Annotated in this window: 30 protein-coding genes; 10 read left to right on the forward strand and 20 right to left on the reverse strand. The window is 65.3% G+C overall.

Features of this window, described 5'->3' with window-relative positions:
* Positions 1-42 precede the first annotated feature (42 nt).
* Entirely contained in the window at positions 43-1,578 is a 1,536-nt protein-coding gene (gene pckA / locus KF857_01055; GenBank protein ID MBX3110569.1) for a phosphoenolpyruvate carboxykinase (ATP), read from the reverse strand.
* A gap of 123 nt (positions 1,579-1,701) precedes the next feature.
* On the opposite strand from pckA, the gene KF857_01060 reads away from it, so the two are divergent.
* The 4 genes from KF857_01060 (at position 1,702) to KF857_01075 (ending at position 4,840) form a co-directional block, all read left to right on the forward strand.
* On the forward strand, positions 1,702-1,989 hold the full coding sequence (locus tag KF857_01060) for a 4a-hydroxytetrahydrobiopterin dehydratase (protein ID MBX3110570.1): 288 nt from the start codon (positions 1,702-1,704) through the stop codon (positions 1,987-1,989).
* 1 nt (position 1,990) lies between these two features.
* A complete protein-coding gene (aroC, locus tag KF857_01065) occupies positions 1,991-3,076 on the forward strand; it encodes a chorismate synthase (protein MBX3110571.1) in 1,086 nt (361 codons plus the stop codon).
* A gap of 50 nt (positions 3,077-3,126) precedes the next feature.
* Positions 3,127-3,915, forward strand: coding sequence for a phosphate ABC transporter ATP-binding protein (locus KF857_01070; protein ID MBX3110572.1), 789 nt, complete (start codon positions 3,127-3,129; stop codon positions 3,913-3,915).
* A 205-nt stretch (positions 3,916-4,120) separates the two neighbouring features.
* Positions 4,121-4,840, forward strand: coding sequence for a hypothetical protein (locus KF857_01075; GenBank protein MBX3110573.1), 720 nt, complete (start codon positions 4,121-4,123; stop codon positions 4,838-4,840).
* Here KF857_01075 and KF857_01080 read toward each other — a convergent pair.
* Complete coding sequence (locus KF857_01080; protein MBX3110574.1) at positions 4,837-5,547, reverse strand: copper homeostasis protein CutC; 711 nt, start codon at positions 5,545-5,547, stop codon at positions 4,837-4,839. The two genes, KF857_01075 and KF857_01080, sit on opposite strands and share 4 nt — an antisense overlap.
* Positions 5,548-5,579: 32 nt before the next feature.
* On the reverse strand, positions 5,580-7,106 hold the full coding sequence (locus KF857_01085; GenBank protein ID MBX3110575.1) for an alpha-glucosidase C-terminal domain-containing protein: 1,527 nt from the start codon (positions 7,104-7,106) through the stop codon (positions 5,580-5,582).
* A 52-nt stretch (positions 7,107-7,158) separates the two neighbouring features.
* Between KF857_01085 and KF857_01090 the strand changes: the two genes are divergently transcribed.
* Genes KF857_01090 through KF857_01110 form a run of 5 tightly spaced genes read left to right on the forward strand, consistent with a single transcriptional unit; the run spans position 7,159 to position 11,215 of the window.
* Positions 7,159-8,523 (forward strand): TlpA family protein disulfide reductase, encoded by a 1,365-nt coding sequence (locus KF857_01090; protein ID MBX3110576.1) that lies wholly within the window; start codon positions 7,159-7,161, stop codon positions 8,521-8,523.
* Entirely contained in the window at positions 8,520-9,449 is a 930-nt protein-coding gene (gene miaA, locus KF857_01095; protein ID MBX3110577.1) for a tRNA (adenosine(37)-N6)-dimethylallyltransferase MiaA, read from the forward strand. The genes KF857_01090 and miaA overlap by 4 nt, the downstream gene beginning before the upstream one ends.
* Positions 9,442-9,714 (forward strand): RNA chaperone Hfq, encoded by a 273-nt coding sequence (gene hfq / locus KF857_01100; GenBank protein MBX3110578.1) that lies wholly within the window; start codon positions 9,442-9,444, stop codon positions 9,712-9,714. Before miaA ends, hfq begins: the two co-directional genes overlap by 8 nt.
* Positions 9,711-10,532 (forward strand): diaminopimelate epimerase, encoded by an 822-nt coding sequence (locus KF857_01105; protein MBX3110579.1) that lies wholly within the window; start codon positions 9,711-9,713, stop codon positions 10,530-10,532. The genes hfq and KF857_01105 overlap by 4 nt, the downstream gene beginning before the upstream one ends.
* Positions 10,529-11,215 carry a hypothetical protein gene (locus tag KF857_01110; protein ID MBX3110580.1) on the forward strand — a complete coding sequence of 229 codons (687 nt, stop codon included), beginning with the start codon at positions 10,529-10,531 and terminating at the stop codon, positions 11,213-11,215. Before KF857_01105 ends, KF857_01110 begins: the two co-directional genes overlap by 4 nt.
* Here KF857_01110 and KF857_01115 read toward each other — a convergent pair.
* The 3 genes from KF857_01115 to KF857_01125 form a co-directional block, all read right to left on the reverse strand.
* A complete protein-coding gene (locus KF857_01115) occupies positions 11,212-11,844 on the reverse strand; it encodes an HAD-IA family hydrolase (GenBank protein MBX3110581.1) in 633 nt (210 codons plus the stop codon). The two genes, KF857_01110 and KF857_01115, sit on opposite strands and share 4 nt — an antisense overlap.
* A complete protein-coding gene (locus KF857_01120; protein MBX3110582.1) occupies positions 11,828-12,565 on the reverse strand; it encodes a sugar phosphate isomerase/epimerase in 738 nt (245 codons plus the stop codon). The genes KF857_01115 and KF857_01120 overlap by 17 nt, the downstream gene beginning before the upstream one ends.
* A 102-nt stretch (positions 12,566-12,667) precedes the next feature.
* Complete coding sequence (locus KF857_01125) at positions 12,668-13,798, reverse strand: TlpA family protein disulfide reductase (GenBank protein MBX3110583.1); 1,131 nt, start codon at positions 13,796-13,798, stop codon at positions 12,668-12,670.
* Between the two features lie 108 nt (positions 13,799-13,906).
* Here KF857_01125 and KF857_01130 point away from each other — a divergent pair, with 108 nt between their 5' ends.
* Positions 13,907-15,010 (forward strand): histidinol-phosphate aminotransferase family protein, encoded by a 1,104-nt coding sequence (locus tag KF857_01130; protein MBX3110584.1) that lies wholly within the window; start codon positions 13,907-13,909, stop codon positions 15,008-15,010.
* 63 nt (positions 15,011-15,073) lie between these two features.
* Here KF857_01130 and rplE read toward each other — a convergent pair whose 3' ends face one another.
* From rplE to der, 14 genes are all read right to left on the reverse strand, one after another.
* Positions 15,074-15,598, reverse strand: a complete 525-nt coding sequence (gene rplE, locus KF857_01135; GenBank protein ID MBX3110585.1) for a 50S ribosomal protein L5 — start codon at positions 15,596-15,598, stop codon at positions 15,074-15,076.
* A 65-nt stretch (positions 15,599-15,663) separates the two neighbouring features.
* Positions 15,664-16,077: a 50S ribosomal protein L24 gene (gene rplX, locus KF857_01140; protein MBX3110586.1), complete on the reverse strand. Its 414-nt coding sequence runs from the start codon at positions 16,075-16,077 to the stop codon at positions 15,664-15,666.
* Position 16,078: 1 nt separating this feature from the next.
* Positions 16,079-16,450 (reverse strand): 50S ribosomal protein L14, encoded by a 372-nt coding sequence (gene rplN / locus KF857_01145; GenBank protein MBX3110587.1) that lies wholly within the window; start codon positions 16,448-16,450, stop codon positions 16,079-16,081.
* Between the two features lie 93 nt (positions 16,451-16,543).
* On the reverse strand, positions 16,544-16,819 hold the full coding sequence (gene rpsQ, locus KF857_01150) for a 30S ribosomal protein S17 (GenBank protein ID MBX3110588.1): 276 nt from the start codon (positions 16,817-16,819) through the stop codon (positions 16,544-16,546).
* A gap of 2 nt (positions 16,820-16,821) precedes the next feature.
* On the reverse strand, positions 16,822-17,031 hold the full coding sequence (gene rpmC / locus KF857_01155; GenBank protein MBX3110589.1) for a 50S ribosomal protein L29: 210 nt from the start codon (positions 17,029-17,031) through the stop codon (positions 16,822-16,824).
* Between the two features lie 24 nt (positions 17,032-17,055).
* Positions 17,056-17,487 carry a 50S ribosomal protein L16 gene (gene rplP, locus KF857_01160; protein MBX3110590.1) on the reverse strand — a complete coding sequence of 144 codons (432 nt, stop codon included), beginning with the start codon at positions 17,485-17,487 and terminating at the stop codon, positions 17,056-17,058.
* Positions 17,474-18,250 carry a 30S ribosomal protein S3 gene (gene rpsC, locus KF857_01165; protein MBX3110591.1) on the reverse strand — a complete coding sequence of 259 codons (777 nt, stop codon included), beginning with the start codon at positions 18,248-18,250 and terminating at the stop codon, positions 17,474-17,476. Before rpsC ends, rplP begins: the two co-directional genes overlap by 14 nt.
* A 1-nt stretch (position 18,251) precedes the next feature.
* Positions 18,252-18,815, reverse strand: a complete 564-nt coding sequence (gene rplV, locus KF857_01170; protein ID MBX3110592.1) for a 50S ribosomal protein L22 — start codon at positions 18,813-18,815, stop codon at positions 18,252-18,254.
* A 102-nt stretch (positions 18,816-18,917) separates the two neighbouring features.
* Positions 18,918-19,205 carry a 30S ribosomal protein S19 gene (rpsS, locus tag KF857_01175; protein ID MBX3110593.1) on the reverse strand — a complete coding sequence of 96 codons (288 nt, stop codon included), beginning with the start codon at positions 19,203-19,205 and terminating at the stop codon, positions 18,918-18,920.
* Positions 19,206-19,223: 18 nt separating this feature from the next.
* Positions 19,224-20,063, reverse strand: a complete 840-nt coding sequence (rplB, locus tag KF857_01180; GenBank protein ID MBX3110594.1) for a 50S ribosomal protein L2 — start codon at positions 20,061-20,063, stop codon at positions 19,224-19,226.
* A gap of 4 nt (positions 20,064-20,067) precedes the next feature.
* A complete protein-coding gene (locus KF857_01185) occupies positions 20,068-20,358 on the reverse strand; it encodes a 50S ribosomal protein L23 (GenBank protein ID MBX3110595.1) in 291 nt (96 codons plus the stop codon).
* A gap of 47 nt (positions 20,359-20,405) precedes the next feature.
* Complete coding sequence (gene rplD / locus KF857_01190) at positions 20,406-21,074, reverse strand: 50S ribosomal protein L4 (GenBank protein ID MBX3110596.1); 669 nt, start codon at positions 21,072-21,074, stop codon at positions 20,406-20,408.
* A gap of 2 nt (positions 21,075-21,076) precedes the next feature.
* Complete coding sequence (gene rplC / locus KF857_01195; GenBank protein ID MBX3110597.1) at positions 21,077-21,709, reverse strand: 50S ribosomal protein L3; 633 nt, start codon at positions 21,707-21,709, stop codon at positions 21,077-21,079.
* Between the two features lie 311 nt (positions 21,710-22,020).
* Positions 22,021-23,379: a ribosome biogenesis GTPase Der gene (der, locus tag KF857_01200; protein MBX3110598.1), complete on the reverse strand. Its 1,359-nt coding sequence runs from the start codon at positions 23,377-23,379 to the stop codon at positions 22,021-22,023.
* Positions 23,380-23,454: the final 75 nt, after the last annotated feature.

The following is a 23,454-nucleotide window of genomic DNA, read 5'->3' on the forward strand; positions in this document are numbered from 1 at the left end:
GTGCCTGTCCAAGTGGGGCGTGATGGCCGGAAGGGCCCGGGCTCAGCGGAACTTCGCGATGTTCGTGTCGAACATCTCTTTGAGCTTCGTCGCCTGCTTGTCATAGGCGTCCTTGTCGCTCCACGTCTGGCGCGGTTCGAGCACCTCGCTCGGCACGCCGTCACACGAAACGGGGACGCTCAGACCGAAGACCGGGTCGGTGCGGAACTCGACTTTGTGTAATGAGCCGCCCAACGCCGCGCGGAGCAGGGCCCGGGTGTGCTTCAGCGACATGCGACGGCCCACCCCATACGGGCCTCCCGTCCAACCGGTGTTGACCAGCCAGACCGTCGCCCCGTGCTTGTTCACCTTCTCACGGAGAAGTTCGGCGTAGACCTTGGGCGGCAGAGGCAGGAACGGTTGGGCGAAGCAGGCGCTGAACGTCGCCTGTGGCTCGGTCACCCCGGCTTCGGTGCCCGCCACCTTGGCGGTGTAACCGTTCAGGAAGTGGTCCATCGTCTGCTCGCCGTCCAGGCGGCTGATCGGCGGCAAGACGCCGAACGCGTCGCAGGTGAGAAAGAAGATGTTGGTCGGGTGGCCGCCCATGCTGGGGATGACCGCCCCGGCGATGTGCTCCACCGGGTAGGCGCACCGGGTGTTCTCCGTCCTGCTGGTGTCGTCGTAGTCGGGCACCCGCCCGGCGACGAGACCCACGTTTTCCAACACCGACCCAAACCGGATCGAGTTCCATATCTCGGGCTCTCCTTCTTGGCTCAGGTGGATGCACTTGGCGTAGCACCCGCCCTCGATGTTGAAGACACCGTCGTCCGTCCAACCGTGTTCGTCGTCGCCGATCAACGACCGGTCGTGGTCGGCGGAAAGGGTGGTCTTGCCGGTGCCGCTCAGGCCAAAGAAGAGGGCGGTGTCGCCCGCCGCACCGATGTTGGCCGAGCAGTGCATGCTCATCACGCCCTTAAGCGGCAAGAGGAAGTTCATGATCGTGAACACGCTCTTCTTCATCTCGCCGGCGTATTCGGTGCCCATGACGACGACTTCGCGGTCGGTCATGTTCAACGCGACCACCGCTTCCCCGCGCGTCTTGTCGACAGCGGGGTCGCACAGTTCCGTGCTCATGTCCAAGACCGTCCAGTCCGGCTCGTAGCCCTTCAGCTCTTCGGCGGTCGGTCGGATGAGAAGCGACCGGATGAACAAGGCGTGCCACGCCTTTTCGACAATGAACCGCGCCTTGATACGGTGCTTGGGGTCGGCCCCGCCATAGGTGTCGACGACATAAAGCTCCTTACCGGCCGTGCTCTTGACCGCCTTGTCCTTCAAGTGGGCGAACTGCTCTGGGGTGATGGCGTTGTTGTTGTCCCACCAGACTTTGTCCTCGGTCAGCGTGTCGCGGACGGTGCACTTGTCCTTGGGGGTACGCCCCGTATATTTGCCGGTGTTCGCGACAAGGGCGCCGTTGGAGGCGAGCACCCCTTCGCCGTTGAGGATGGCGAGCTCCACCAGTTCGGGAGCCGAAAGATTCATGTGGACTTTGGCCGCTCCGGCCAAGTTGATTTGAGCTGAAGACGTAGACGGTGTGCTCATGTGTTCGAGGATCCCCGGGCCGTCGCCATTGGCGGGTGCCGCTTCTCTCTGAGGTGGTCAGTCTACCGTCGGCCCTGCCCCCGCCTTCCGGTAAGCTGGGCCTGTTCCCCTATCGGAGGTACCGTGCCCGGACGCCAGTTGCTCAGCCCTCACGAACTCGCCGAAGCCCTCGCCGTACTGCCCGGTTGGGTCGCGGGCGACGGCAAGATCGCCAAGTCGTTCCCGTCCAAGAGCTACGCCCACGGGGTCCTCTTCACCGTCGCGGTCAGCCACGTCGCCGAACAGATGGACCACCACCCCGACATCACCCTGACCTACCCCGCCGTCGTTGTCCAGACGAGCACCCACGACGCCGGCGGGGTCACCGCCACCGACATCGAACTCGCCCGGCGCGTCGAGGCGTTGCGCTAAGATGGCCAGCGTCACGGGGCAGTTGTTCCGCGTCAGCACCTTCGGTGAGTCCCACGGCCCCGCCGTCGGCGTGGTCGTCGACGGTTGCCCGCCCCGCCTCCGCCTCACCGAGGAGATGGTCCAGAGGGAGCTCGACCGGCGGCGGCCGGGGCAAAGCAAGCTCGTCACCCAACGCAAGGAGGCCGACTCCGTCGAAATCTTGAGCGGGGTCCTCGACGGGCTGACCCTCGGCACACCGGTGGCCATGCTCGTGCGCAACCAAGACCAGCGCGGACGCGACTACGACGAGATGCGGGAAAAATACCGCCCCAGCCACGCCGACTTTGCCTACGACCAGAAGTTTGGTATCCGGGCGTGGAGCGGGGGTGGCCGCGCCTCTGCCCGCGAGACGGTCGGCCGGGTCGCCGCCGGGGCCGTGGCCAAGGCCCTGCTCGCCGACCGGTTCGGGGTCGAGGTCGTCGCCTGGGTCGACAGCGTCCAAGGTGTCCAAGCCGACGTCGACCCCCTCACCGTCACCTTGAACCAGGTCGAGGCGCATATCGTCAGGTGCCCAGACCTTCAGAAAGCCGAAGAGATGACCGCGCTCATCGAAGCGGTCCGCAAAGACGGGGACTCGGTCGGCGGTTGCGTCCGCTGCGTCGCCCGGGGTGTCCCGGCCGGTTGGGGCGAACCAGTCTTCGACAAACTTGAGGCCGACTTGGCCAAAGCCCTCATGAGCCTTCCCGCCAGTAAGGGTTTCGAGGTCGGCAGCGGCTTCGCCGGGACGATGTTGCGGGGCACCCAGCACAACGACCCCTTCCGGGCCGACGGATCCAAGCACGTGACGACGACCTCGAACAACAGCGGCGGCATCCAGGGCGGTATCAGTAACGGGATGCCGGTCACCCTACGCGTCGCGTTCAAACCGGTCGCCACGGTCATGCACGAGCAAGACACCGTGGACGTCCGCCACGAGAACACGACGATCAGCGGCAAGGGGCGGCACGACGCGTGCGTCCTTCCCCGCGCCGTGCCGATGGTCGAGGCGATGGTGGCCCTCGTCCTTGCCGACCACGCCCTGCGCCAGCACGCCGTCACCTTCACCTGACCGCCCTCTGCCCAAGGTGGAGCCGGGCCAGACTGTCACAATATGAGCCGATGACGGTGGCAGAGGTTCGACCGGACGAAAGCGCCCTCGGTCGGGTGCAGGCGACCGACGTCGATTTCTTTTATGGTGCCAAGCAGGCGCTCCACGGCGTCTCCCTGTGCGCCGAGCCCCGACAAGTCACCGCCCTCATCGGCCCCTCCGGATGCGGCAAGTCCACGTTCCTCCGGTGCATCAACCGGATGAACGACCTCATCGACGGCACCAGGATACGGGGCAAGATCGCCATTGACGGGCACGACATCTACGGTCCGGACGTGGACGTCGTCGAACTCCGCAAGTCGGTGGGCATGGTCTTCCAAAAGCCCAACCCGTTCCCTATGTCGATCTATGACAATGTCGCCTTCGGCCCCAAGGTGCACGGCGTCCGGAACCGGGCCGACCTCGACGAGATCGTCGAGCGCACCCTGACCAAGGCCGCCCTCTGGTCCGAGGTCAAGGACAAGCTCCACGAGAGCGGGCTCGGACTTTCCGGGGGCCAACAGCAACGCCTCTGCATCGCGCGCACGATCGCCGTGGACCCCGAGATCATCCTGATGGACGAGCCGTGCTCCGCCCTCGACCCTGTCGCCACCGCCCGCATCGAAGACTTGATCCTGGAGCTTAAGGACAACTACACGATCATCATCGTCACCCACAACATGCAGCAGGCCCAACGGGCCAGCGACGTGACCGCATTTTTCATGGAGGGCAAAGTGGAAGAGCTTGCCCCGACCCAGGACATCTTCTTAAGGCCTAAGAGCCAGCGTACTCAGGACTATATTTCTGGTCGTTTCGGTTGATTTCTGCCTGGTTCTTGATATTTCAAGTATCGTGACGGGCCACGCCACGTCGAATCCTGTGTCACAACGTTTGGTGGCTGGACCGGCGCAATGAAACCGGTGGTCCGGGCTCTGGTTCGAGTGGGGGATTCCGAACCACCTTGGGGTTGAAGGAGATGGGAATTCGACGCGCGAGGTCCGCAAGGACATCTCTAGAAGGAAACAAATGGCCGGCGGCGCATTCGACAAAAAAAAGCTTCGCAAGGCGTGGGCGCATGTGGCGGCTGAATCGGGCCAAAGGGCGACGGCGTTTGCCGTGGTCGAACGGGGACGGTTCGTCGCCGCGAACGCGGCGCTGACCGAACTCTTGGGTCTCGACCCGGTCGGACTGGCTTGGGACGAAGCGTTCCAATCACCGTTCCCCCGCGACGGTGCCGGCGTCGCCGTGCCGACCGCCCGGCCGAGCCTGGACGTCTGGGCCGCCACCACCGAAGGGAGCACGGCCCTGGCTTTCGCCGAAGGGGCGACCACACCTGCACCCGCCGAGCGGACTGACACCGGGGCGGAGTGGGGGCGGCTCGCCCTGGACCTCGCCCGGTGCGACAGTGCGACCGAGATCGACGCGGTCTGCCGCGCCTGGGCCGGAAACTTGGTCGGCCCGCGGGGGTTCGTCGCTGTGCCGAGCACCGTGGAGGGAGAGGTCGTCGTGCGGTGCGTTTGGCCAGTGGGCGAACCCGCGCCGACGACCTTGGCCTTCGACCACGGCACATGCGACGCCATCCGCACCGGCGAGGTCTCGGCGACGTGCCGTCACAGCCAGGGGCTGGTCTGCACCCCCGTCTTTGTCCAGGGCAGGCTCGCGTGTGTCCTCGGCGCCCCCGTCGCCGGTGAGGCCAGCGAACTCTTCGCTAAGCTCGTCGGCGAGGCACTGGCCCGGCTCTGTTAAAGCCCGGCCTTCGCAATCGACTCGCGCATCAAGGTGATCAGCCCGGGGTTCGGCACCGCGTCGGTCACGCCGCCATACCCGCCGCTGTCGACGTTGTCGCGTGCGGCAAAGTGGACTTGGTCGACCCCAGAGGTCTGCACGAGACCGACGACGTTGTGCGGCTCGATGCCGCCGCCGGGCAATATCTCGATCGCCCCTTGGGCCCGCCGCACCAAGTCTCCAAGGACCTGGGCTCCCATCGCGGCATGACCGGTCTGGCCGCTCGTCAGCATCCGGGTCACGCCCAGTCGGGCCAAAGTCTCCATGGTGGCGACCAAATCCGGCGTCGCGTCACAGGCGCGGTGGAACATCGTGGGTGCTCCGTCGGCGAGCTCGACCAAGCGTGCCGTCCGGTCTTCATCCACCGTCCCGTCTTCCTTCAGGAACCCGAAGACGATCCCGTCGGCGCCGCTCCTCAACAAGTGCCGGGCGTCCCGGACCATCACGTCAAACTCCGTGGCCGTGTAGAGAAAACCGCCTTCCCGCGACCGGCACATCGCCATGACTGGGTAGTCGGCCCACGCCTTGACCTCGTCGAGCATGCCGGGCGAGGGAGTCAACCCCCCGACGGCCAACGCGCAGCACAACTCGATCCGGTCGGCCCCACGCTCATGGGCCGCTTTTGCCTCGTCGACCGAACCACAACAGACCTCCAACAGCACCGGCATAGCCAGGAATGCTAGCACAAGCCCCGACGGCGTCAATCGATCCGGCCGTACTGCGAGTAACCGTTGGCAAACCGCTCGACCGGGACATAGACGCCGACCGACCGCGGCCGCATGGTGACCTTGACGAGGCCCGCCACCGCCCGGACCGTCGGCCCGCCTTCGACGTCGCGTAGCTCGCCCCAGCTCATGACCTTGCCGTGGCGGAACGGCAGCGTCTCCGTGACCGGTTGGTCGAGCGGGTTCACGACCACCATGACAGTCTCGCGTACCTTGTCAGTGACCCGCAAGTAGGCCAGAAGCTTCTCCGAATCCAAGGCAGCGAAGTCGCCATACCGGAGGGCGGGCAGCTTCCGGCGGAGCCGGGCCAAGTGCCCGACCCAGGCAAGCGTCGGGTTCGTCGCCGGGTCGGCCAGGTCCCAGCGCATCGGGGCCCGGCATCCGGGGTCGCCCTGCCCCGTCATCCCCAGTTCACTGCCGTAGTAGACGACTGGCGCCCCCGGCATGGTGAACTGGACGGCGAAGGCCAGGTTGCGGGTAGTCTGGTCGGGCACCTCCGACGCCGCCCGCGACGTGTCGTGGTTGTCAAAGTGCACCCACGACCTCAGGGCATGCTCGATCCCCGCGTCCTTGACCGCCCGCTCCAAGAGCTTCCCGGCCCGTCCGCCTGACATCGCCCCGGCGAGCATCTCGCGCGCCACCCCGACGTCGTAGAAGTTGAACACCCCGTCAAGAGCGTCTGACCATCCCGCCGGGTAACCGCTGACCTCGCCGACCACTAACGAACCCGCCTTGCCCTCATGGGCCGCTTCGCGGACTTGGGCGCAGACACGCGGGCCAAGGTCGAAGGCGACGTCCAGACGCCAACCGTCGGCACCCGCCGCCAACCAGTGCTTCACCACACTGTCCCGGCCCGACCAAAGGTAGGCGGCCAGCCCGGGGTCAGACGTGTCCAACGCCGGCAAGCTGGCGAGACCGGTCCAACCTTGGTAACCGCCGGCGTACTGGCCGCCAAACCGGAACCAGCCACGGTGCCGGTCGCGGGGGTCGGCCAGGGCCGACCGAAAGAGGGGGGACGTCGACCCCATGTGGTTGAAGACACCGTCCAGCACGAGTTTCATCTGCCTCCGGTGGAGGTCGCCGGCCAGTTTGCGGAAGTCTTCCTCCGTCCCCAGAAGCGGGTCGACCCGGCGGTAGTCCTCGGTGTCGTACCGGTGGTTGGTCGAAGCCTGGAAGACCGGCGTGGTGTAGAGGACGTCCGCCCCCAACCCCTTCACATAGCCCAACTTGGCGCGGAGGCTGGCGATGTCCCCGCCCCAAAAGTCCATCTCGTGGGTCCAGTGCTTGGCCGTGCGGTCATATGTGCCCGTCAGCGGAACCTGGGCCCAGTCCATCAATCGGGCGTGGGGGGCCAGGAGCTTCTTCTTGGCGGCGGGGTCGGACGGCGGGGCGAACCGGTCGATAAAGACTTGGTAGACCACCGGCCCGACGCGCCAGTCGGCGCGGCGCGCCGCCATGGTGTCTGAATTGACGAGGACGGCCATCAGGGTGGGTACCAGCACACCGGCAGGTTACCAAGGCTGACATCCGCTCCTACCCGGCTACAATACGGCCATGAAGACTTCCGCGCTGACTCTCGCCTGTTTGGTGCTGGCCGTGCCTGCCATCGCCCAAGCTGCCGACGGCAAGGCCGCGACGAAGGCCCTTGCCGAGTATGGCCAGACCGTCCTCAATGACATGCGGAAGGGCGGGGGCAAGCTCGACTTCCAGACCTTCCAAGCCAAATTGAAGGCGAAGGCCGAAGAGTTGACCAAGGACGTCGACGTCGAAAAGGTCGACGCCAAGGAGGCCCTTGACTGGACTTCTCCTTTCCGGCAGGCCGGCAAGACCAAGGAGGTCGCCCGTCTTGTCGAGCGCTACCTGGGCACCAACCCAGACTCCGCCCATCGGTTCAGTGCGGAAATGACGCTTGCCGAGACCTACAACAGCATGGGCGAGGCAGACAAGCTCGCCGGCCTGATCGACAGGATGCGGCCGTCCAACGCGCAACAATCGCGAGAACTCTCCTCCTCGCTGAAGTACGGACTCCTCGACACCATCAAGGCCAATCTGGGTGCCGGTGCCGCCCTGCGCACCCTTGATTCGGTTGAGAAGAGGGCGATTTACGAGGACCCCCAGGAGTACGCCAAGCGCGTGCTGGCCGAGTCGAAGAACCCGCCGAAACCGGTGGCCGGCGACGGGTCGATCCCTGCCACGCCGATCGCTGTCCCCGGCCGGGCCCGTGGCACTGACGCCGAGGAGCTAGACCGGCTTGAGAAGGAGGGCGAGGCGACCAACGCGAACACCCGGTTCTCGTTCGCGTCGATGCGCGCGGACCTGCTCGTCGCCGACAACCAACGGCAGAAGGCCGTCGACGTGCTCAAGCGGGCCGTCGCCCAGATACCCACTGGTTCACCCGTCTACCGGTCGGCGAAGAGCCAGCTGACCATGACCTCGCTCATCGGCGCCCCCGCTCCGGCCATCGACCTTGAGCGGGCGATCGGCGACTTCACCAGCCTCGACGCGTGGAAGGGCAAGGTCGTCATCATCGACTTCTTCGCCCATTGGTGCGGCCCCTGCATCGCCTCGTTCCCCGAGATGGAAAAGCTGTACGCCGACCTCCATCCCCGCGGACTCGAAGTCGTCGGCCTGACCACCTACTACGGCTACTACAAACGCGAGAACTTCAAGGACCGTGACATGCCCAAGGACGTCGAGTTCGGCCACATGAAGGAGTTCATCGCCGAACACAAGCTCCCTTGGCCGGTGGCCTACGGGAGCCGGGCGAACTTTGACGCATACGGGATCACCGGGATCCCCACCGTGTACGTCGTCGACAAGGCCGGCAATGTCCACCAATACAAGGTCGGCTATGACGCTGCCCACTTCGGTGACTTCCGCAAGCAGGTAGAGTCGCTGCTGAACCAACCGGCCCCTTGACCCCGTCCGCCAAGCGACCCTGGCTCCTCGCCGTCTACGGCCCGACGGGCTCGGGCAAGTCTTGGTTGGCCGAGGCCGTGGCCGACCGGACCGGCGCCCGCCTCGCCAACGCCGACGCGTTCCAGGTGTACCGGGGCCTCGACATCGGCACGGCCAAGCCGGTCGACAAGTCACGGTACGCCCTCCTCGACCTGGTCGGCCCCGAGGAGGAGTTTTCCGTCGTCCAATGGGTCACCGCCGCCCAAGACGTCCTTGCCCAGGCGTGGGCCGACCAGGCCGACGTCGTCCTTGTCGGTGGCACCGGCTTCTACCTGAGGGCCCTGACCGAGCAGTACACCGACCTCGGGGCGGCTCCTGACCCCGCCTTGCGCCAAGAGCTCGCCGCGACCGCCCTTCCCGAGTTGGTCGCCCGACTCCGGGAGCTTGACCCCGACGCCGCCGCCCAAACCGACCTTGCCAACCCGGTCCGGGTCCGGCGTGCTATCGAGCGGGCCCTGTCGCCCGCGCCGCCTCTCCGGGTCACGCTCCCCCCCTTCCACGTCCTCAAGGTCGCCACATGGCCGGAGGGCGATTGGCACGGCCAAAAGCTGCGCGAGCGGGTCGACGCGATGTGGTCGGCTGGTTGGCCCGACGAGGTCAAGGGGCTCCTGGAGCAGGGCGTTGGGCCTACGGCCCCGGGTCTGCGGGCCATCGGGTATCACACAGTGATCGAGCACCTGCGGGGCTTGGTTCCAGAACAGGACGCAAAAGAAAGCATCGCCATGGCGACGCGGCAGTACGCCAAACGCCAAAAGACGTGGTTACGAAGCGAACCCCGCCTCGCGTATTTGAATCTGCATTCTGGCGACCCGAGCGAACTGTCCGGGACCCTCGCAAGTGTTTGCTTGAGACTGGAAAGTCTGGAGTCAAAGAAAACAAATGGCTAAATCAATCAACCTCCAAGACATGTTCCTGAACCAGGTCAGGAAAGAAGGCATCGGTGTCACGATCTATTTGATGGGTGGTGTGCAGCTGCGCGGTCAGGTCCGCGGATTCGACGCGTTCACGGTTTTGCTCGACACCCCGGGCAAGCCGACCCAATTGGTTTACAAGCACGCGGTCACGAGCATCGTGCCGACCAAGCAGATTGGTGGCCGTGACGACCACCACCGCGAAGAGCAACCGCGCGAAGACGCCCCGGCCGACGAGTGATCACCTTCACCAAGATGCACGGGATCGGCAACGATTTCGTGATGGTCGACGGCTTTGCCCAAGACCTGTCGACCATGGACTTGGGTTCCCTGGCCCGTGAAGTCTGCGACCGGCACAAGGGCGTGGGCGGCGACGGCCTGATCGTCGCCGTCCCCGGTGCCGACGGGCCGTTCGCCATGCGGATGTGGAACCCCGACGGCTCCGAGAGCGAAATGTGCGGCAACGGCATCCGCTGCTTCGCCCAGTTCGTCCGGGCCCAGGGCCTCACCCAGGACACCAGCCTCCCCGTCGAGACGGGGGCGGGCCGCCTCGTCCTTGATGTCTTGTCCGACGGACGGGTCCGGGTCAACATGGGTCCGGCCCGGTTGACCAACGAGGAGATCGGGCTTGCCCCCGGCACGCCTTCCCCGTTCTTGGACGTCGACCTTGAGTTCCAAGGGCTGCGCGGCACCGCCGTCAGCATGGGCAACCCGCACGTCGTCGTCTTTGTCGACGACGTCGCGGCCGTGCCGCTCACGGAGTGGGGCCCGGTCCTCGAGCACCATGCCGCTTTCCCTCGTCGGGTCAACGTGCACTTCGTGCAAGTCCTCAGCCCGACCCACTTGCGTCAACGCACATGGGAGCGCGGCGCCGGGGTCACTCTGGCGTGTGGCACCGGGGCTTGTTCGGTCGGCGTGGCCGCCCACCTGAACGGGCACACCGGACGTGAGTGCCTTGTCAGCCTCCCCGGTGGCGACCTGGAAATCGACTACCGGACGGACGGCACTGTCTTCATGACCGGCCCGGCGACCACCGTCTTCGAAGGGACTTGGGGTTGAGCCAAAGCGCCGGTTGGCGCAGTGCCTTTGCCCCCGGCCTTCGCGCGGTGAAGCACAACTGGCCACCCATCGTGCTGGTCCAGGCTGTCGCCGTCGCGATGGTCGTGCTCTATTATCGCGACCCCCACACCCGTGCCTTTGCCGAAGGTATCGCCCAGTTCAAGGCGTCCTCGGGAGTCCCCGGCGTCCTCCTCGCCGGGGCCGTGGCGGGAGGGGTTATACCGGAAGTCGCGAAGGCTCTCACCGGGCGGCTCACCCGGCTCGACTCGGCGTGGCTGGGCAAGACGCTGTTCACCGCCCTCGTCTACGCCTGCGTGGCGCTCTTTGTCGATGTCTTCTATCGGGGACTCGCGACGGTCGTGGGCGACAGCAACACCCCCGGCACCGTGGTGGCCAAGACCCTGGTCGACCAACTTGCCTTCTCACCTCTCGTCAGCATCCCGTTCGCGACGGCGATGTTCGACTGGCGCTCGGTCGACTTCTCGTTTCTGGGTCTCCTCTCGATCTGGCGGGAGAGGTGGTACCGCACCCGGGTGATGCCAGGCCTCGTACTCTGTTGGGTGTTCTGGCCGCCGGTCTTGCTCTGCACCTACGCGATGCCGTTGAGCCTACAGTTCAGCTTCAGTATGGTCCTCGAAGCCGCCTGGAGCATCATCTTTGTCTTTATCGCAAGCCACGACTAGGCGAGCCAGCCCATTTGCGTCAGCACGGAGCGCACATAGGCGGGCGGGTCACCGTCGGGGTCCACCCGATGCGCGGCCCAACCGACGGCCCGGGCGCCATTGACGTTAGACTCGCCGTCATCAAAGAACACGATGTCGGCCGCCTGGACACCGAGACGGCCTTCGAACCAACGGTAGACCTCCGCCTCGGGCTTGTTCGCCTGGGCGTCGTACGACGTGCCGAAGAGGTCGAAGGAGTGGCACACGGGAAAGGCATGGAAACAGTGCTCGATATGGGGCCGGTTCGTGTTGCTCAGGACTCCGACCGTGATCCCAGCCGCCCGGCAGTCGTCGACCAACGCCTCGGCCCCGTCATAGGGCCCGACCAGGATGCCCTCATGGACACGCCGCGCCTCGTCGGTCGAAACGCCAAGGTGGCGGGCCAGGCCGTCCAGATACTCGCCGTAGCTGACCGCCTCCTTCTGAAAGGCGTGGATCATGGCGAAGTCGTTCAGCCCACCGCCGTTTTCCGGCAAGCCCAAGGTCACCTGGGCCGTCGCCGCCGCGTCGGCCCAGGTGTGGTTGATCCGCAGGACGACCCCGCCCAGATCCAAGGCTAGGCAGCGGGCCAAGTCAGTCCGCCAGCCCAAGGCCGGTCAAATGCTTGTGCGAGGCGGCGATGCTCTTGAACGCGTCACCCGGGTTGTCGTGCTCGACTATGGCGTACTCGACCTTCGCGTCCTTGGCAGTCTGGATCACCGGGGCCCAGTCGATGCGGCCCGCCCCGACGTCGGCCAGGTTCCCATCCGCGTCCAGGTCCTTGAAGTGGCACAAGACGACTTGCCCGTTGAGCCGGTTGATCCAGTCCACCGCGCTGTGGCCGGGCTTGGTCACCCAGGCCAAGTCGAGCTCGGCGTGCACCAACCGGGGGTCCGTGTGCTGCCAGAGGAGCTCGAAACCGTAGGTGTCTCCGATGGGGGCGAACTCGAAGTCGTGGTTGTGATAGCCAAAGGTGATGCCATGTTCCGCAAAGCGGGCCCCGATGTCGTTCAGCTTTGCGGCGAACTCAGGCCAGCCACCGGCATAGGCCTTGATGTCGATCCAAGGCACGATGACGTACTTGTAGCCGAAGACCTTAGCGTCGGCCAAGGTCTTGTCAAAGTCCCTTTCGCACGCGTCGATGCCGACGTGGGTGCTGACCGCCTTCAGTCCCCGGGCGTCGAAGTCCTTCTTCAGCTCTTCGGCGGTCTTGCCGTAGAGCCCGGCCAACTCCACGTTCTTGAAACCGATCGAGGCGATCTTGTCGAGCCCTCCCGGGAGGTCCGCGCCCAAAGCGTCACGGACGGTGTACAGCTGCAAACCGATTTTCATGGCGTTTCCAGAACCGTTTGTACCCGTCCGAACCGCAGAGTCACGGGCACGGAGACGCCAGACCTCCGGGGCGACCTAGGGTCGCCCCGGAGGCAAGGACGGTCAGTGGCCCTTGGCCTTTAGGGCCTTTTCAAGCAGCGGGCCAAGCTTGGCTCCGCGCATCTCGTTGCCGCTCGCGAGAATCTCGCCGGTGTCTCCGTCCACAAGCAGAGTGAAGGGGATGGCGGAGACGTCGTACATCCGGCCGATGGACGTGTCCCAGAACTTGCCTTCGTACACCTGCTGCCACGGCATGTGGTTCTTCGCCGTCACGTCTTTGATCTTGGCCTCGGCGTTCGGCTGGTCAAAGCTGATGCCCAAGATCTCCAGGCCCCGCGACTTGAACTGCTCGTAGTTCTTGACCACATTGGGCACCTCGGCCATGCACGGGCCGCACCAAGTCGCCCAGAAGTCGATGATCACGATCTTGCCCTTGTAGCTGTCCGGGAACGACACCTTCGTACCGTCCATCGTCGTCGCCTCGAAGGGGATGACCTTCTGACCGACGGCCAGGTTCGGGGCGTTCGGTTCGAGCGGCACCTCGGTCGCCGACTTCTCCAGCGAGAGCTTGCCTCCCGCCGACTTGAGCACGTAGCTCGTGCCCGTGAAGTTGAACGGCTCGTTGAACTTCACCATCTCGTGGAAGTGGCTCCGGCGGCCGTCGCCGTTCCGATCCACCCAGACCGACCCCTGCGGCTTGATGTCACCGCCGATGAACGCCGAACTGGTCTTGCCGCCAAGGGTCAGCTTGACCTCGTACCCATAGTCGCCGTAGTACAACAAGGTCGTCTTAAGCTGGGCGCGCCGCGCGTCGTTCGGGTCGAAGCGGTAGAAGTTCACCGCCACCTTTTGGCCAAATCCGGCGTCCACCGTCGCCGAACCGGTGCGGACACCACCTTGGGATTCCTTCCACTCTGGCTTGGGGTCGTTGGTCAGGTCACCGTCGCGGTCGGCGTCCACGTAGATGGCGTCGGACGTGACCATATAGCCGATGTTCTGCCCGTTGAGGGGCATGACGCCATAGAGGGCGCCAGTCGCCGAAGGGGCCTTCTTCACCCAGGAGGGTTTGGTCTCCGACATTTGCGACCGGACCGGGCTGTACCCGCCCGCCTTGGCGGTGGCACCCGAAGGGATGAAGTGGGTCTCGACACCGTCAGCAAGGGCGACGCCGATCACGAGGCTTGCGATAAACATTTCTTTGACTCCTACGACCTGAATAATACACCCCCGACCGGCCTACCTCGGGCGTCACCAAGGGCACAGGCTCCCCGTAGTCGCCCTGATGGTCTGTACAATCTGACCGTGCCTCAGCAAACCGTCCACGGCGGAGCGTTCTTTGAGCGGATCGGTGTCCGTCTCGACCACCTAGAACGGAGGGACGACGTCGTCAGCGCCGACGTCCTGGACGCTTGGTACGACCCTTCCCCCCGGGTGTTGGCGGCGGTGCGGCAGCACCTGGAGTTCCTCGTCAAGACCAGCCCGCCCACCCATGCCGAAGGACTCCGGGAGGTGGTGGCCGAGCGCCGCGGGCTCGACCCTGCCTCGGTGCTTCTCGGCGCGGGGACGTCGTCCCTGATGTTCCTCGCCCTCCCCCGCTTGGTCGGACGTCGCGACCGTGTCGTCGTGCTGGACCCCATGTACGGCGAGTACGCCGACATCGTCCAGAACCTTGCCGGTGCCGACGTGGACCGGTTCGACCTCCCGGTCGACGGCTTCCGTGTGGACATTGACCGTCTGGCCGCCCGTTGTCGAGGGGCGAAGCTGCTCGTCATGGTCAACCCCAACTCGCCGACCGGGGTCGCCCTCCGCCGCCACGAGATGCGCGAGCTCCTGGGGCGCCTTCCGGCCGAGACCAAGCTGTGGGTGGACGAGACCTACATCGACTTCTTGCCTGGGTCAGAGTCGGTCGAGTACCTCGTCGCGGGCGATTCCCGCCTCATCGTCTGCAAGTCCATGTCCAAGTTTTATGGGCTGAGCGGCCTGCGGGTGGGCTACCTCGCCGCCGAGCCCGGCCTGGTCGCCCGCCTCGGGGCGCTCACGCCCCCATGGCAGGTCGGGTTGATCGGCCAATTGGCGGCTGTCGAGGCCCTGGGCGACGTGGACTACTACCGCGACCGTGCCGACGAGACCCGCGCGCTGGCTTCCGGACTCCACGACGCCCTGCTCGCGACCGGCCGCTTGGCGCCGACACCCACCGACGCCAATTTCGTCATGGCCCGGTGCCTTGGCGTCTCCGCCACGGCCCTCGTGGAAAGGTGCGCCGAAGAAGGGGTCTTTGTCCGCCAGTGCGACTCCCTGTCCCCCCGGTTCCGCGACGACCACGTGCGTGTGGCCGTCAAGGGGCCTGGCGTCGCCGACCGGGTGGTCGGGGCCGTCAACCGGGCCCTCGCGACGCTCTCGGGCTAAATGGTGACGACCCGCGCCCTCGTTGCAGAGGGGCACGGGTCGTCGGTGTGTGTGGAGACGTGCTTACTTGTCGCGGAGCGGCAGGCCCATCAGCTTGAGGAAGGCCCGTCCTTCGTCATCGTTCCGGGCGGTGGTCACGATCGTGATGTCCATACCGCGGATCTTGTCGAATGTGTCGTAGTTGATCTCCGGGAACACCAACTGCTCCTTCAGGCCGAGGGAATAGTTGCCACGACCGTCGAAGCTCTTCGGAGAAAGCCCCTGGAAGTCGCGGATCCGCGGCAGGGCCACGGTGCACAGCTTGTCCAAGAAGTGGTAGGCGCGGTCGCCACGCAGCGTGACCATGCACCCGATCTTCATGTTCTCGCGGAGCTTGAACTGGGAGATGGACTTGCGGCTGACCGTGGTGACCGGCTTTTGCCCGGTGACGGCCTGCATGTCGCGCACGCTGTTTTCCAGCTCCTTCTCTTCGATACCGGTGCCCATGTTGACCACGACCTTGACCAGGCGCGGCACTTCCATGGACGACTTGTACTGGAACTGCTCCTTCAGCTTGGGGACGACGGTTTCGCGGTACACCTTCTTCAGGCGCGGGGTCGGGAGCGCGCCTTGCGGTCCAGACGGTTGGGATTCTGCGGATTTGCGGGCCACGGTCAACTCTCCTTGGTGATGTTCGGGGTGTCGACGATGGTCTTGCCGCTCTTCTTGGCGTAGCGGACGACCTTACCGTCCTCCAAGCGCCGGCCGAGGCGGCTGGGCTTGTCGGTGGCGGGGTCGATGACCATCAGGTTGCTGATGTCGATGGGCACAGGGATCCGGAGCCGGGCCGACTTCTCCCCCTGGAACCGGGCCTTGCGGTGCTTCACGGCCGCGTTCAGCGGCACCGGCACTTCCGGGTTCTCCGGGTTCTCGGCCAGCACGATCGCCTTGTTCTCTTTCGGAGCAACCGCGGCGACGGTGCCGATCTGGCCCTTGTCCTTTCCGGCGATGATGACGACCTTGTCGCCAGTGCGGACTTTGAGCTTGATCTTGTGGCTCAGTTTCTTGATTTCTGCTTTGGTCGGCATGTCAAACCACCTCCGGCGCGAGGGAAACGATCTTCATGAAGTTGGCGTCGCGCAATTCGCGGGCGACGGGCCCAAAGATGCGTGTGCCGCGCGGTTCCATGTTCTGCGGGTTGATGACCACGGCGGCGTTGTCGTCAAAGCGCAGGGTGCTGCCGTCGCGGCGGCGGACGGCCTTCTTCGTGCGGACGATGACGGCCTTGATGACGTCGCCCTTCTTGACGGGCATGTTGGGCGTGGCGGCCTTCACCGAGGCGACGATGACGTCACCGACGGTGCCATAGCGCGGTTGCGACCCCTTCAGGACGCGGATGCACATGATTTCGCGCGCGCCCGAATTGTCGGCCACTTTCAACCTTGTGAACTGTTGGATCATTTCCTAGCTCCTATTCCTTTGCGCAGAGGGCTCCCGGGCGCGCCGATTGCCGTGCGTCTTGCGTTGTTCAGCCCCGGTTGCCCGGGGCCGTAATCACTTCACTTTCTCGATGATCTTGGTGACGCGCCAGCGCTTGTCGCGGCTGAGCGGCCTCGTCTCCATGATCTCGACGGTGTCTCCGATGTCGCACCCGATTTCGTCATGGGCTTTCACCTTGGCGGAGGTGCGGACAGTCTTGCCGTACAGGGGGTGCTGGTAAGCACGGTCCAGGCGGACGGTGACCGTCTTGGTCATCTTGTTGCTCGCGACGACGCCGCGGCGGACTTTCCGGCGGCCCCTGGCCTCGGTGGTGTTCTCGGTTCCGGCCATGGTCAGGCGTCAGCTCCCTTCTTCTTCTCGCCGATCAGGGTCAGCAGGCGGGCGATGTTGTGGCGTCGCACCTTCAGGCTGGCCGTGTCGGTCATCTGCCGGAAAACCAGGTCGCGCCGGGCCTTGTAGAGGGCGGCGCGCTCTTGGCGCACCAGCTCTTCGAGCTCGGGGACCGATTTCTCGCGCAGGTTAGTGGCTTTCAGGGCTTTCATTTCTTCTTCTGGCGGTTCTGACATTCAGAGTCCGGCCGCCTCCTGATACTCTTCCTTCGTCACGAACTTGGTGTCGATCGGCAGCTTGTGCTGGGCCAGGCGCATGGCTTCGCGGGCCGTGGCCACGTCGACGCCGTTCATCTCGAACATCACCTTGCCCGGTTTCACAACCGCCACCCAGCCTTCGACACCCGCCTTACCCTTACCCATGCGTTGTTCCAACGGCTTCTTGGTGTAGGGCTTGTCGGGGAAGACCCGGATCCAGACCTTGCCGCCGCGCTTGATGTGGCGGGTCATGGCGATACGGGCCGCTTCGATCTGGCGGCTGGTGATCCAGGCCGGCTGCAGGGCGATCAGGCCGTAGTCGCCAAAGCTGACCGTGCCGCCACGTTCGGCGTTGCCGCGCATGCGGCCACGGAACTGCTTGCGGAACTTGGTCCTCTTAGGCATCAACATGGGTGGTTTCCTCCTTGGGTTGTTCTTCGCGAGGGCCGCGGTCCTCGCGGGGGCCACGGTCTTCGCGCTGTCGGCGGGGCCGGGCGTTGAAGTTCTCGTGCATCTGGGCCAGTTGCTTTTCGGGCAACACTTCGCCGCGGTACACCCACACCTTCACGCCGACGGTGCCGTAGATCGTGTAAGCGATGGCGTAGCCATAGTCGATGTCAGCACGCAGGGTGTGCAGGGGCACCTTGCCGAACTTGTCGAGCTCTTGGCGGGCGATTTCCGCACCGTTGAGCCGGCCGCTGACCATGATCTTCATGCCACGGCCGTTCAGGCGTTGCGCACGGGTCATGGACTGGCGCATGGCCCGCCGGTGGCTGATCCGCTTTTCGAGTTGGACGGCGATGTTCTCGGCGACCAGTTGGGCGTCAAGCTCGGGCTGGCGCACCTCGCTGACGTTGACCTGCACCTGGGCGGTCGGGTCTTCCTTCCGGGCCATCGCGTTCAGGTCTTGGCTCAGTTGGTCGATGCCCTTGCCGCCGCGGCCGATGACGGCACCGGGCCGCGAGGTGAAGATGGTCACCTTGACGCGGTTGGCGGCGCGCTCGATCTCGACGCGGCTGACCAAGCCCTTGCCGATCTTCTCCAGCAAGAACTTGCGCACTTTGTCGTCGGAGACGATGGCGTGGCGGTACTGCTTCTTCGGATAGAACCAGTGGCTGTCGTGGCCACGGATCACGCCGAGCCGGAAGCCGTTGGGGTGGATTTTCTGACCCATGTTAGTCTTCCTTTTTCTCCTCGGCCGCTGCGTCGGCCACTACTTCCTCGACCGGGCTCTCTACCACGGTCTCTTCGACGACGGTCTCTTCCACCGGAGTCTCCACCACGGTCTCCTCGACCACGGCTTCTTCCTTCTTCGCCTTCGCGGCGGCCTTGGACCGGCCCTTCGGCGCGGCTAGGGTCGGACGCTTCTTCGGCTGGGTGCCGTGCGGCTTGACCTTGCCTTCGACCGGCGCGTCTTCGACGACGACGGTGATGTGCGCGGTGCGCTTGAGGATCCGGTTGGCCCGGCCCATGGCGCGGGCTTGGATGCGCTTCGCCTTCGGGCCCTCGTCGATGCGGATCTCGCTGATCTTGAGGGTGTCGGCGTCAAGCTCGTGGTTGGCCTCGGCGTTGGCGATCGCGCTCATCAGCACCTTGTGCAGGTGAAACGCGCCCTTGCCGGGCTTGAACCGCAGTTGGTTGGCAGCTTCGACCGCCCGGGCGCCGCGGATCTCGCGGGCCACCTGGCGGACCATCAAGGGCTTGCACTTGACGAATTTTGCGACTGCTCGGACTTCCATGGTGCTGTCTCCTTCCGGAGGCTTGGCGGGGGCCGGTTCCGCTTCAGCGGAGGCCGGCGCAAGGGACGGGATTGTACCGCGCCCCTTGCCCCACCCTGGGCCCTACCGGATCTTGACCCCCCTTTCCGGAAGGCTGCCGTCGTGCCCGCGGTAGGTGCGCGTCGGGGAGAACTCGCCGAGCTTGTGCCCGATCATGTTCTCGGTGACAAACACCGGGATGTGCTTGCGGCCGTCGTGCACGCCGATCGTGTGCCCGATCATGTCGGGGACGATCGTGCTGCGGCGGGACCAGGTCTTGATGATCCTCTTTTCACCGGACTTGTTCATCGCCTCCACCTTCTCGATGAGGTGGGAGTCGATAAAGTAACCCTTCTTAAGACTTCGTGCCATTGCTTATGTGCTCCGGGCTCAGCCCTTGTTCTCCGGCCTCCGGCGGACGATGAACCGGTCGGTGCGCTTGTTCGAGCGCGTGCGGCGCCCTTGCGCCTTGTTGCCCCAGCGGTCGACCGGGCCTTTCTTACGGCCGACGGGCGACTTCGCCTCACCACCACCGTGGGGGTGGTCGCGCGGGCTCATGACGACACCGCGGACGTGCGGCTTGCGGCCCTTGCCCCGGTTCTTGCCGGCCTTACCGAGCTGCTCGTTCTCGTGCTCGGCGTTGCCGACCTCGCCGACGGTGGCGCGGCAGTCCAGATGGACCATCCGCATCTCGCCGCTCGGCAGGCGCAGGGTGCAGTAGTTGCCCTCCTTGGCCATCACCTGGGCGGCGGCGCCGGCGCTGCGCACCATCTGGCCGCCGCGGGCGGGTTGGAGCTCGATGTTGTGCACGAGCGTTCCCAAGGGGACGTTGCGCAGGGGAAGGCAGTTCCCCGGCAAGATGTCGCTTTCCGGCCCGCTCTCGACGTCCGACCCCACCACCAGGCCCTTGGGGGCCAGGATGTAGCGGCGCTCGTTGTCGGCGTACTCCAGCAGGGCGATGCGGCAGGTGCGGTTCGGATCGTATTCGATCGCGACGACCTTCGCCGCCACGCCGTCCTTGTTGCGCTTGAAGTCGATGATGCGGTAGCGGCGCTTGTTGCCGCCACCACGGTTCTTCATCGTGATGCGTCCGGTGGCGTTGCGGCCGCCAGACTTCTTGATCGGGGCGAGCAGGCTCTTTTCCGGCTTGCTCTTGGTGATCTCCGAGTACGTGCTGACGATCTGGTGCCGTCGGCCGGGGGAGGTTGGTTTGACGCGTTTGGTCGGCATAGTGTTAAACCGTGTAGTCCTCGAGCATTTGGCCTGCGGCCAGGGTGATCAGGGCCTTCTTGGCGTCGGGCTTCTTGCCCTTGGCGCGTTGGCCGACACGGCGCATCTTGCCGTGCTTCTTGACGGTACGCACGTCCGCGACGGTCACGAACTCGTCCTTCTTCCGGCCCGCGTTGTAGATCGCCTCAAAGGCTTCCTTGATCTCGATCTTGTTGGCCGTCTCGGCGACGATGTAGGTGTACGTGCGCTGAGCCTTTTCGGCGTCGACGTTCACCGGGCCGAGGCTCAGGGACATCGTCTTCTCAGTGATGTGCGGTCGGATGATGATGTCGTGCGGGTCTTTCACGCTTTTGCCTCCTGGCCGGTCCACGTGGCCTCCGCCCGTTTCAGGGCGTCCTGGCTGATGACGATCTTGCGCGCCAAGAGCAGGTCCCGGGTGCTGAACGGTTCGCCTTTGCCGTCCCGGTTGGGGGCGGTGCGAACTTCGACACCGGGGATGTTGCGGAAACTCTTGTAAGTCGCCTCGTCGTGCTCGGTCAGGACCACCAGGACGCGCTTGACGTCGCTGACGCCGACCGCGGCAAGGAACGCCGTGGCGTCCTTCGTCTTGGGAGCCGCGAAAGCGATGGTGTCGACGACGACCACGTTCCCTGCCTCCACCTGGCTGGCGAACGCCGCGATCGTGGCGAGGCGCCGCTCCTTGACGTTGACCTTCTTGCTGTAGCTGCGCGGCTTCACCGCCAACGCCATGCCACCGTGCGCCCAGTGCGGCGCGCGGGTGGTGCCTTGGCGGGCGTTGCCGGTCTTCTTCTGCTTATAGGGCTTGCGACCGCCGCCCCGGACTTCGCTGCGCGTCTTGGCGCTCTGCGTGCCTTGGCGGGCGTTGGCCTCTTCGGTCACCACGACGCGGTGGACCGTGCCCTTGTTGACCTGGGTGCTGGCGACGGCGTCGGCGACGTTGTGCTTGCCGACGACCTTGCCCTTCTTGTCTTTAATCTCGAGTGTGGCCATGGTCAGTTCGCCCTCTTCGTCTTCTGCACGGTGACCAGGCTGCCGTTGGCGCCCGGGACGCTGCCGCTGACCAAGATCAGGTTGCGCTCGGCGTCGACCTTGACGACCTTCAGCCCTTGCTGGGTCACGGTCGCGTCACCCATGTGGCCCGGCTTGCGGGTGCCCTTGAAGACGCGCTGCGGCCCCGTGGCGCCCGAGCTGAGCGGACGGCGGTGGGTCATGTAGCCGTGGGTCATGTGCTGCCCCTTGAAGTGGTAGCGCTTGACGCCGCCGGCGAAGCCGCGGCCCTTGCTGGTGCCGACCACGTCGATGTCGTCGCCCTCGCTGAAGATGTCGGTCTTGATCTCTTGGCCGAGTTCGTAGCCGTCCAGCTTCTCCACGCGGAACTCACGCAGGTGGCGCAGGTTGCTCTTCACCCCGGCCTTCTTGAGGTGGCCGTGTTTGGGGAAGGTGAGGTTCTTGTCGCTGATCTCTTGGAAACCGACCTGCACGGCACTGTAGCCGTCCTTGTCGGGCGTCTTGATCTGGGTGACGTAGACCGGCCCCGCCTCGATGACGGTGACCGGGATCATGCGACCGTCTTCACCGAAGACGTTCGTCATGCCGATTTTCGTGCCTAAGATTCCCGGAAGCATAGTCCTCCTATCGTGAGAGCCTCGTTTTCGGTCTGATCCGGGCGGTTTCCGGTCGCGTCGCCCCCTTTTTTTGGGTGAGGGTCGCGCCGCCCGGGCCTGCGAGGCCGTCTTGATTATCGGGTCGCGCTATGCCGGAGCCAGAGTCCCGGCAGGCGCGGAGTGGAAAGATACCCGGACCAGGCTCGCCCTTGGGACTTTCTAGGCTGACATGGAGTGCGCTCGCCGCGGCGACGCCCGATCTCGCGAGGTTTGGCCTCCCCAGAGCAGACCGTAGACTTCAGCATGTCGAAGCCCACACCACCAGGCCTGAATCAATCCCGGTCTTCGTACTTCTCCCGACTCGGCCGCGGGACCAGCCGCACCGGCGTCCCTTCGAGCGGGAACGCCTTGCGGATCTGGTTCTCCAGGTACCGCAAGTACGAGAAGTGCATCAACTCGGGGTCGTTGCAGAAGAGGATGAACGTCGGCGGCTTCGTCTCGGGTTGCGTCACATACCGCACCTTCATCGGCCGCCCCTTGCGGGTCAGCGGCTTGTCGAACGTCGCGTCCTGCACCAGCCGGTTCAAGACCCCCGTCGACACCCGGAAGCACGACGCGGCCACGGCCTGGTCGGCCGCCTTGATGACGCCGTCCAACCCCGACGACTCCTTGGCCGAAGTGAACCGCACCAGAGCGTAATTGATCTCGGGCATCTCGCGGAAGATGTTGTTCTTAAAGTCTTTCTTGATCGGCGTGTTGCGCCCCAGGTTTCCGTCGGGGGGCTCGCGCATGTCCCATTTGTTGACCGCGATCACCAGCGGCTTGCCCATCTCGTGGGCCGTCTTGGCGACACGCTTGTCGCCGTCGGTCAGACCCTCGACGCCGTCCACCACGAGGAGCGCCACCTCGGCCCGCTCCATCGCCTTCTGGGCGCGCAGGACCATGTAGTACTCGACCGAGCCCTGCACCTTGCCGCGCCGCCGGATGCCCGCCGTGTCGATCAGCCGCACGTGCCGGCCCTTCCACTCGATGACGGTGTCGATCGCGTCGCGCGTCGTGCCGGGGATGTCGCTGACGATGGCCCGCATCTCGCCCGAATAGGCGTTCAGCAGGGACGACTTCCCCACGTTCGGCCGGCCGACGATGGCGACCCGGAGTTCCTCCTCCGGGGCCGTGTCACCCTTCCCAAGGTCGGGGATGAGTTGGAAGACGTGGACCAACAAGTCCTCGAACCCGCTGCCATGGATGCTGCTGATCGGGAAGACGTCGCCGAGTCCCAGGGCGTGGAACTCCTGGGCCACGTGCTCCAGGTTCTGGTTGTCCGTCTTGTTGGCGACGAGCAGGACCGGCTTGCTGAACCCGCGCATCCGCTTGGCCAGGTCCCAGTCGGCCGGGTTCAGGCCCTCCATGGAGTCGACGACGAACAGCACCGCGTCGGCTTCGGCCAGGGCCACCTCCGCCTGCACCCGGATCTGCTCGACCAGCGGGTCGTCGTCGCCGAAGAGGATGCCGCCTGTGTCGACGATCCGGTACCGGCGGCCCTGAAACTCCGCTTCGGCGTACAGCCGGTCCCGTGTCACCCCGGGTTGGTCCTCGACCACCGCGACCCGCCGTCCGGCGAGGCGGTTGAAGAGTGTGGATTTGCCCACGTTGGGGCGTCCCACAATGACAAGAGTCGGCAGTCGGCGCATGGTCAGAGGCTTCGGGGGGAGGGCGGATCGGAGAGGGCCGGAGGGCAGCTTCGGGGGTCCGGGTCGGCCAGGGTA

Source organism: Fimbriimonadaceae bacterium (assembly GCA_019638795.1).
Lineage (GTDB): Bacteria > Armatimonadota > Fimbriimonadia > Fimbriimonadales > Fimbriimonadaceae > JAHBTB01.

Excerpts from the sequence above, each read along its gene's own strand:
- pckA (MBX3110569.1), bottom strand. The coding sequence starts at position 1,578 with ATGAGCACACCGTCTACGTCTTCAGCTCAAATCAACTTGGCCGGAGCG.
- aroC (MBX3110571.1), top strand. The coding sequence starts at position 1,991 with ATGGCCAGCGTCACGGGGCAGTTGTTCCGCGTCAGCACCTTCGGTGAG.
- KF857_01070 (MBX3110572.1), top strand. The coding sequence starts at position 3,127 with ATGACGGTGGCAGAGGTTCGACCGGACGAAAGCGCCCTCGGTCGGGTG.
- KF857_01075 (MBX3110573.1), top strand. The coding sequence starts at position 4,121 with ATGGCCGGCGGCGCATTCGACAAAAAAAAGCTTCGCAAGGCGTGGGCG.
- KF857_01080 (MBX3110574.1), bottom strand. The coding sequence starts at position 5,547 with ATGCCGGTGCTGTTGGAGGTCTGTTGTGGTTCGGTCGACGAGGCAAAA.
- KF857_01090 (MBX3110576.1), top strand. The coding sequence starts at position 7,159 with ATGAAGACTTCCGCGCTGACTCTCGCCTGTTTGGTGCTGGCCGTGCCT.
- hfq (MBX3110578.1), top strand. The coding sequence starts at position 9,442 with ATGGCTAAATCAATCAACCTCCAAGACATGTTCCTGAACCAGGTCAGG.
- KF857_01120 (MBX3110582.1), bottom strand. The coding sequence starts at position 12,565 with ATGAAAATCGGTTTGCAGCTGTACACCGTCCGTGACGCTTTGGGCGCG.
- KF857_01125 (MBX3110583.1), bottom strand. The coding sequence starts at position 13,798 with ATGTTTATCGCAAGCCTCGTGATCGGCGTCGCCCTTGCTGACGGTGTC.
- rplX (MBX3110586.1), bottom strand. The coding sequence starts at position 16,077 with ATGCCGACCAAAGCAGAAATCAAGAAACTGAGCCACAAGATCAAGCTC.
- rplN (MBX3110587.1), bottom strand. The coding sequence starts at position 16,450 with ATGATCCAACAGTTCACAAGGTTGAAAGTGGCCGACAATTCGGGCGCG.
- rpsQ (MBX3110588.1), bottom strand. The coding sequence starts at position 16,819 with ATGGCCGGAACCGAGAACACCACCGAGGCCAGGGGCCGCCGGAAAGTC.
- rpmC (MBX3110589.1), bottom strand. The coding sequence starts at position 17,031 with ATGAAAGCCCTGAAAGCCACTAACCTGCGCGAGAAATCGGTCCCCGAG.
- rplP (MBX3110590.1), bottom strand. The coding sequence starts at position 17,487 with ATGTTGATGCCTAAGAGGACCAAGTTCCGCAAGCAGTTCCGTGGCCGC.
- rpsC (MBX3110591.1), bottom strand. The coding sequence starts at position 18,250 with ATGGGTCAGAAAATCCACCCCAACGGCTTCCGGCTCGGCGTGATCCGT.
- rplV (MBX3110592.1), bottom strand. The coding sequence starts at position 18,815 with ATGGAAGTCCGAGCAGTCGCAAAATTCGTCAAGTGCAAGCCCTTGATG.
- rpsS (MBX3110593.1), bottom strand. The coding sequence starts at position 19,205 with ATGGCACGAAGTCTTAAGAAGGGTTACTTTATCGACTCCCACCTCATC.
- rplB (MBX3110594.1), bottom strand. The coding sequence starts at position 20,063 with ATGCCGACCAAACGCGTCAAACCAACCTCCCCCGGCCGACGGCACCAG.
- KF857_01185 (MBX3110595.1), bottom strand. The coding sequence starts at position 20,358 with ATGTCCCTGAGCCTCGGCCCGGTGAACGTCGACGCCGAAAAGGCTCAG.
- rplD (MBX3110596.1), bottom strand. The coding sequence starts at position 21,074 with ATGGCCACACTCGAGATTAAAGACAAGAAGGGCAAGGTCGTCGGCAAG.
- rplC (MBX3110597.1), bottom strand. The coding sequence starts at position 21,709 with ATGCTTCCGGGAATCTTAGGCACGAAAATCGGCATGACGAACGTCTTC.
- der (MBX3110598.1), bottom strand. The coding sequence starts at position 23,379 with ATGCGCCGACTGCCGACTCTTGTCATTGTGGGACGCCCCAACGTGGGC.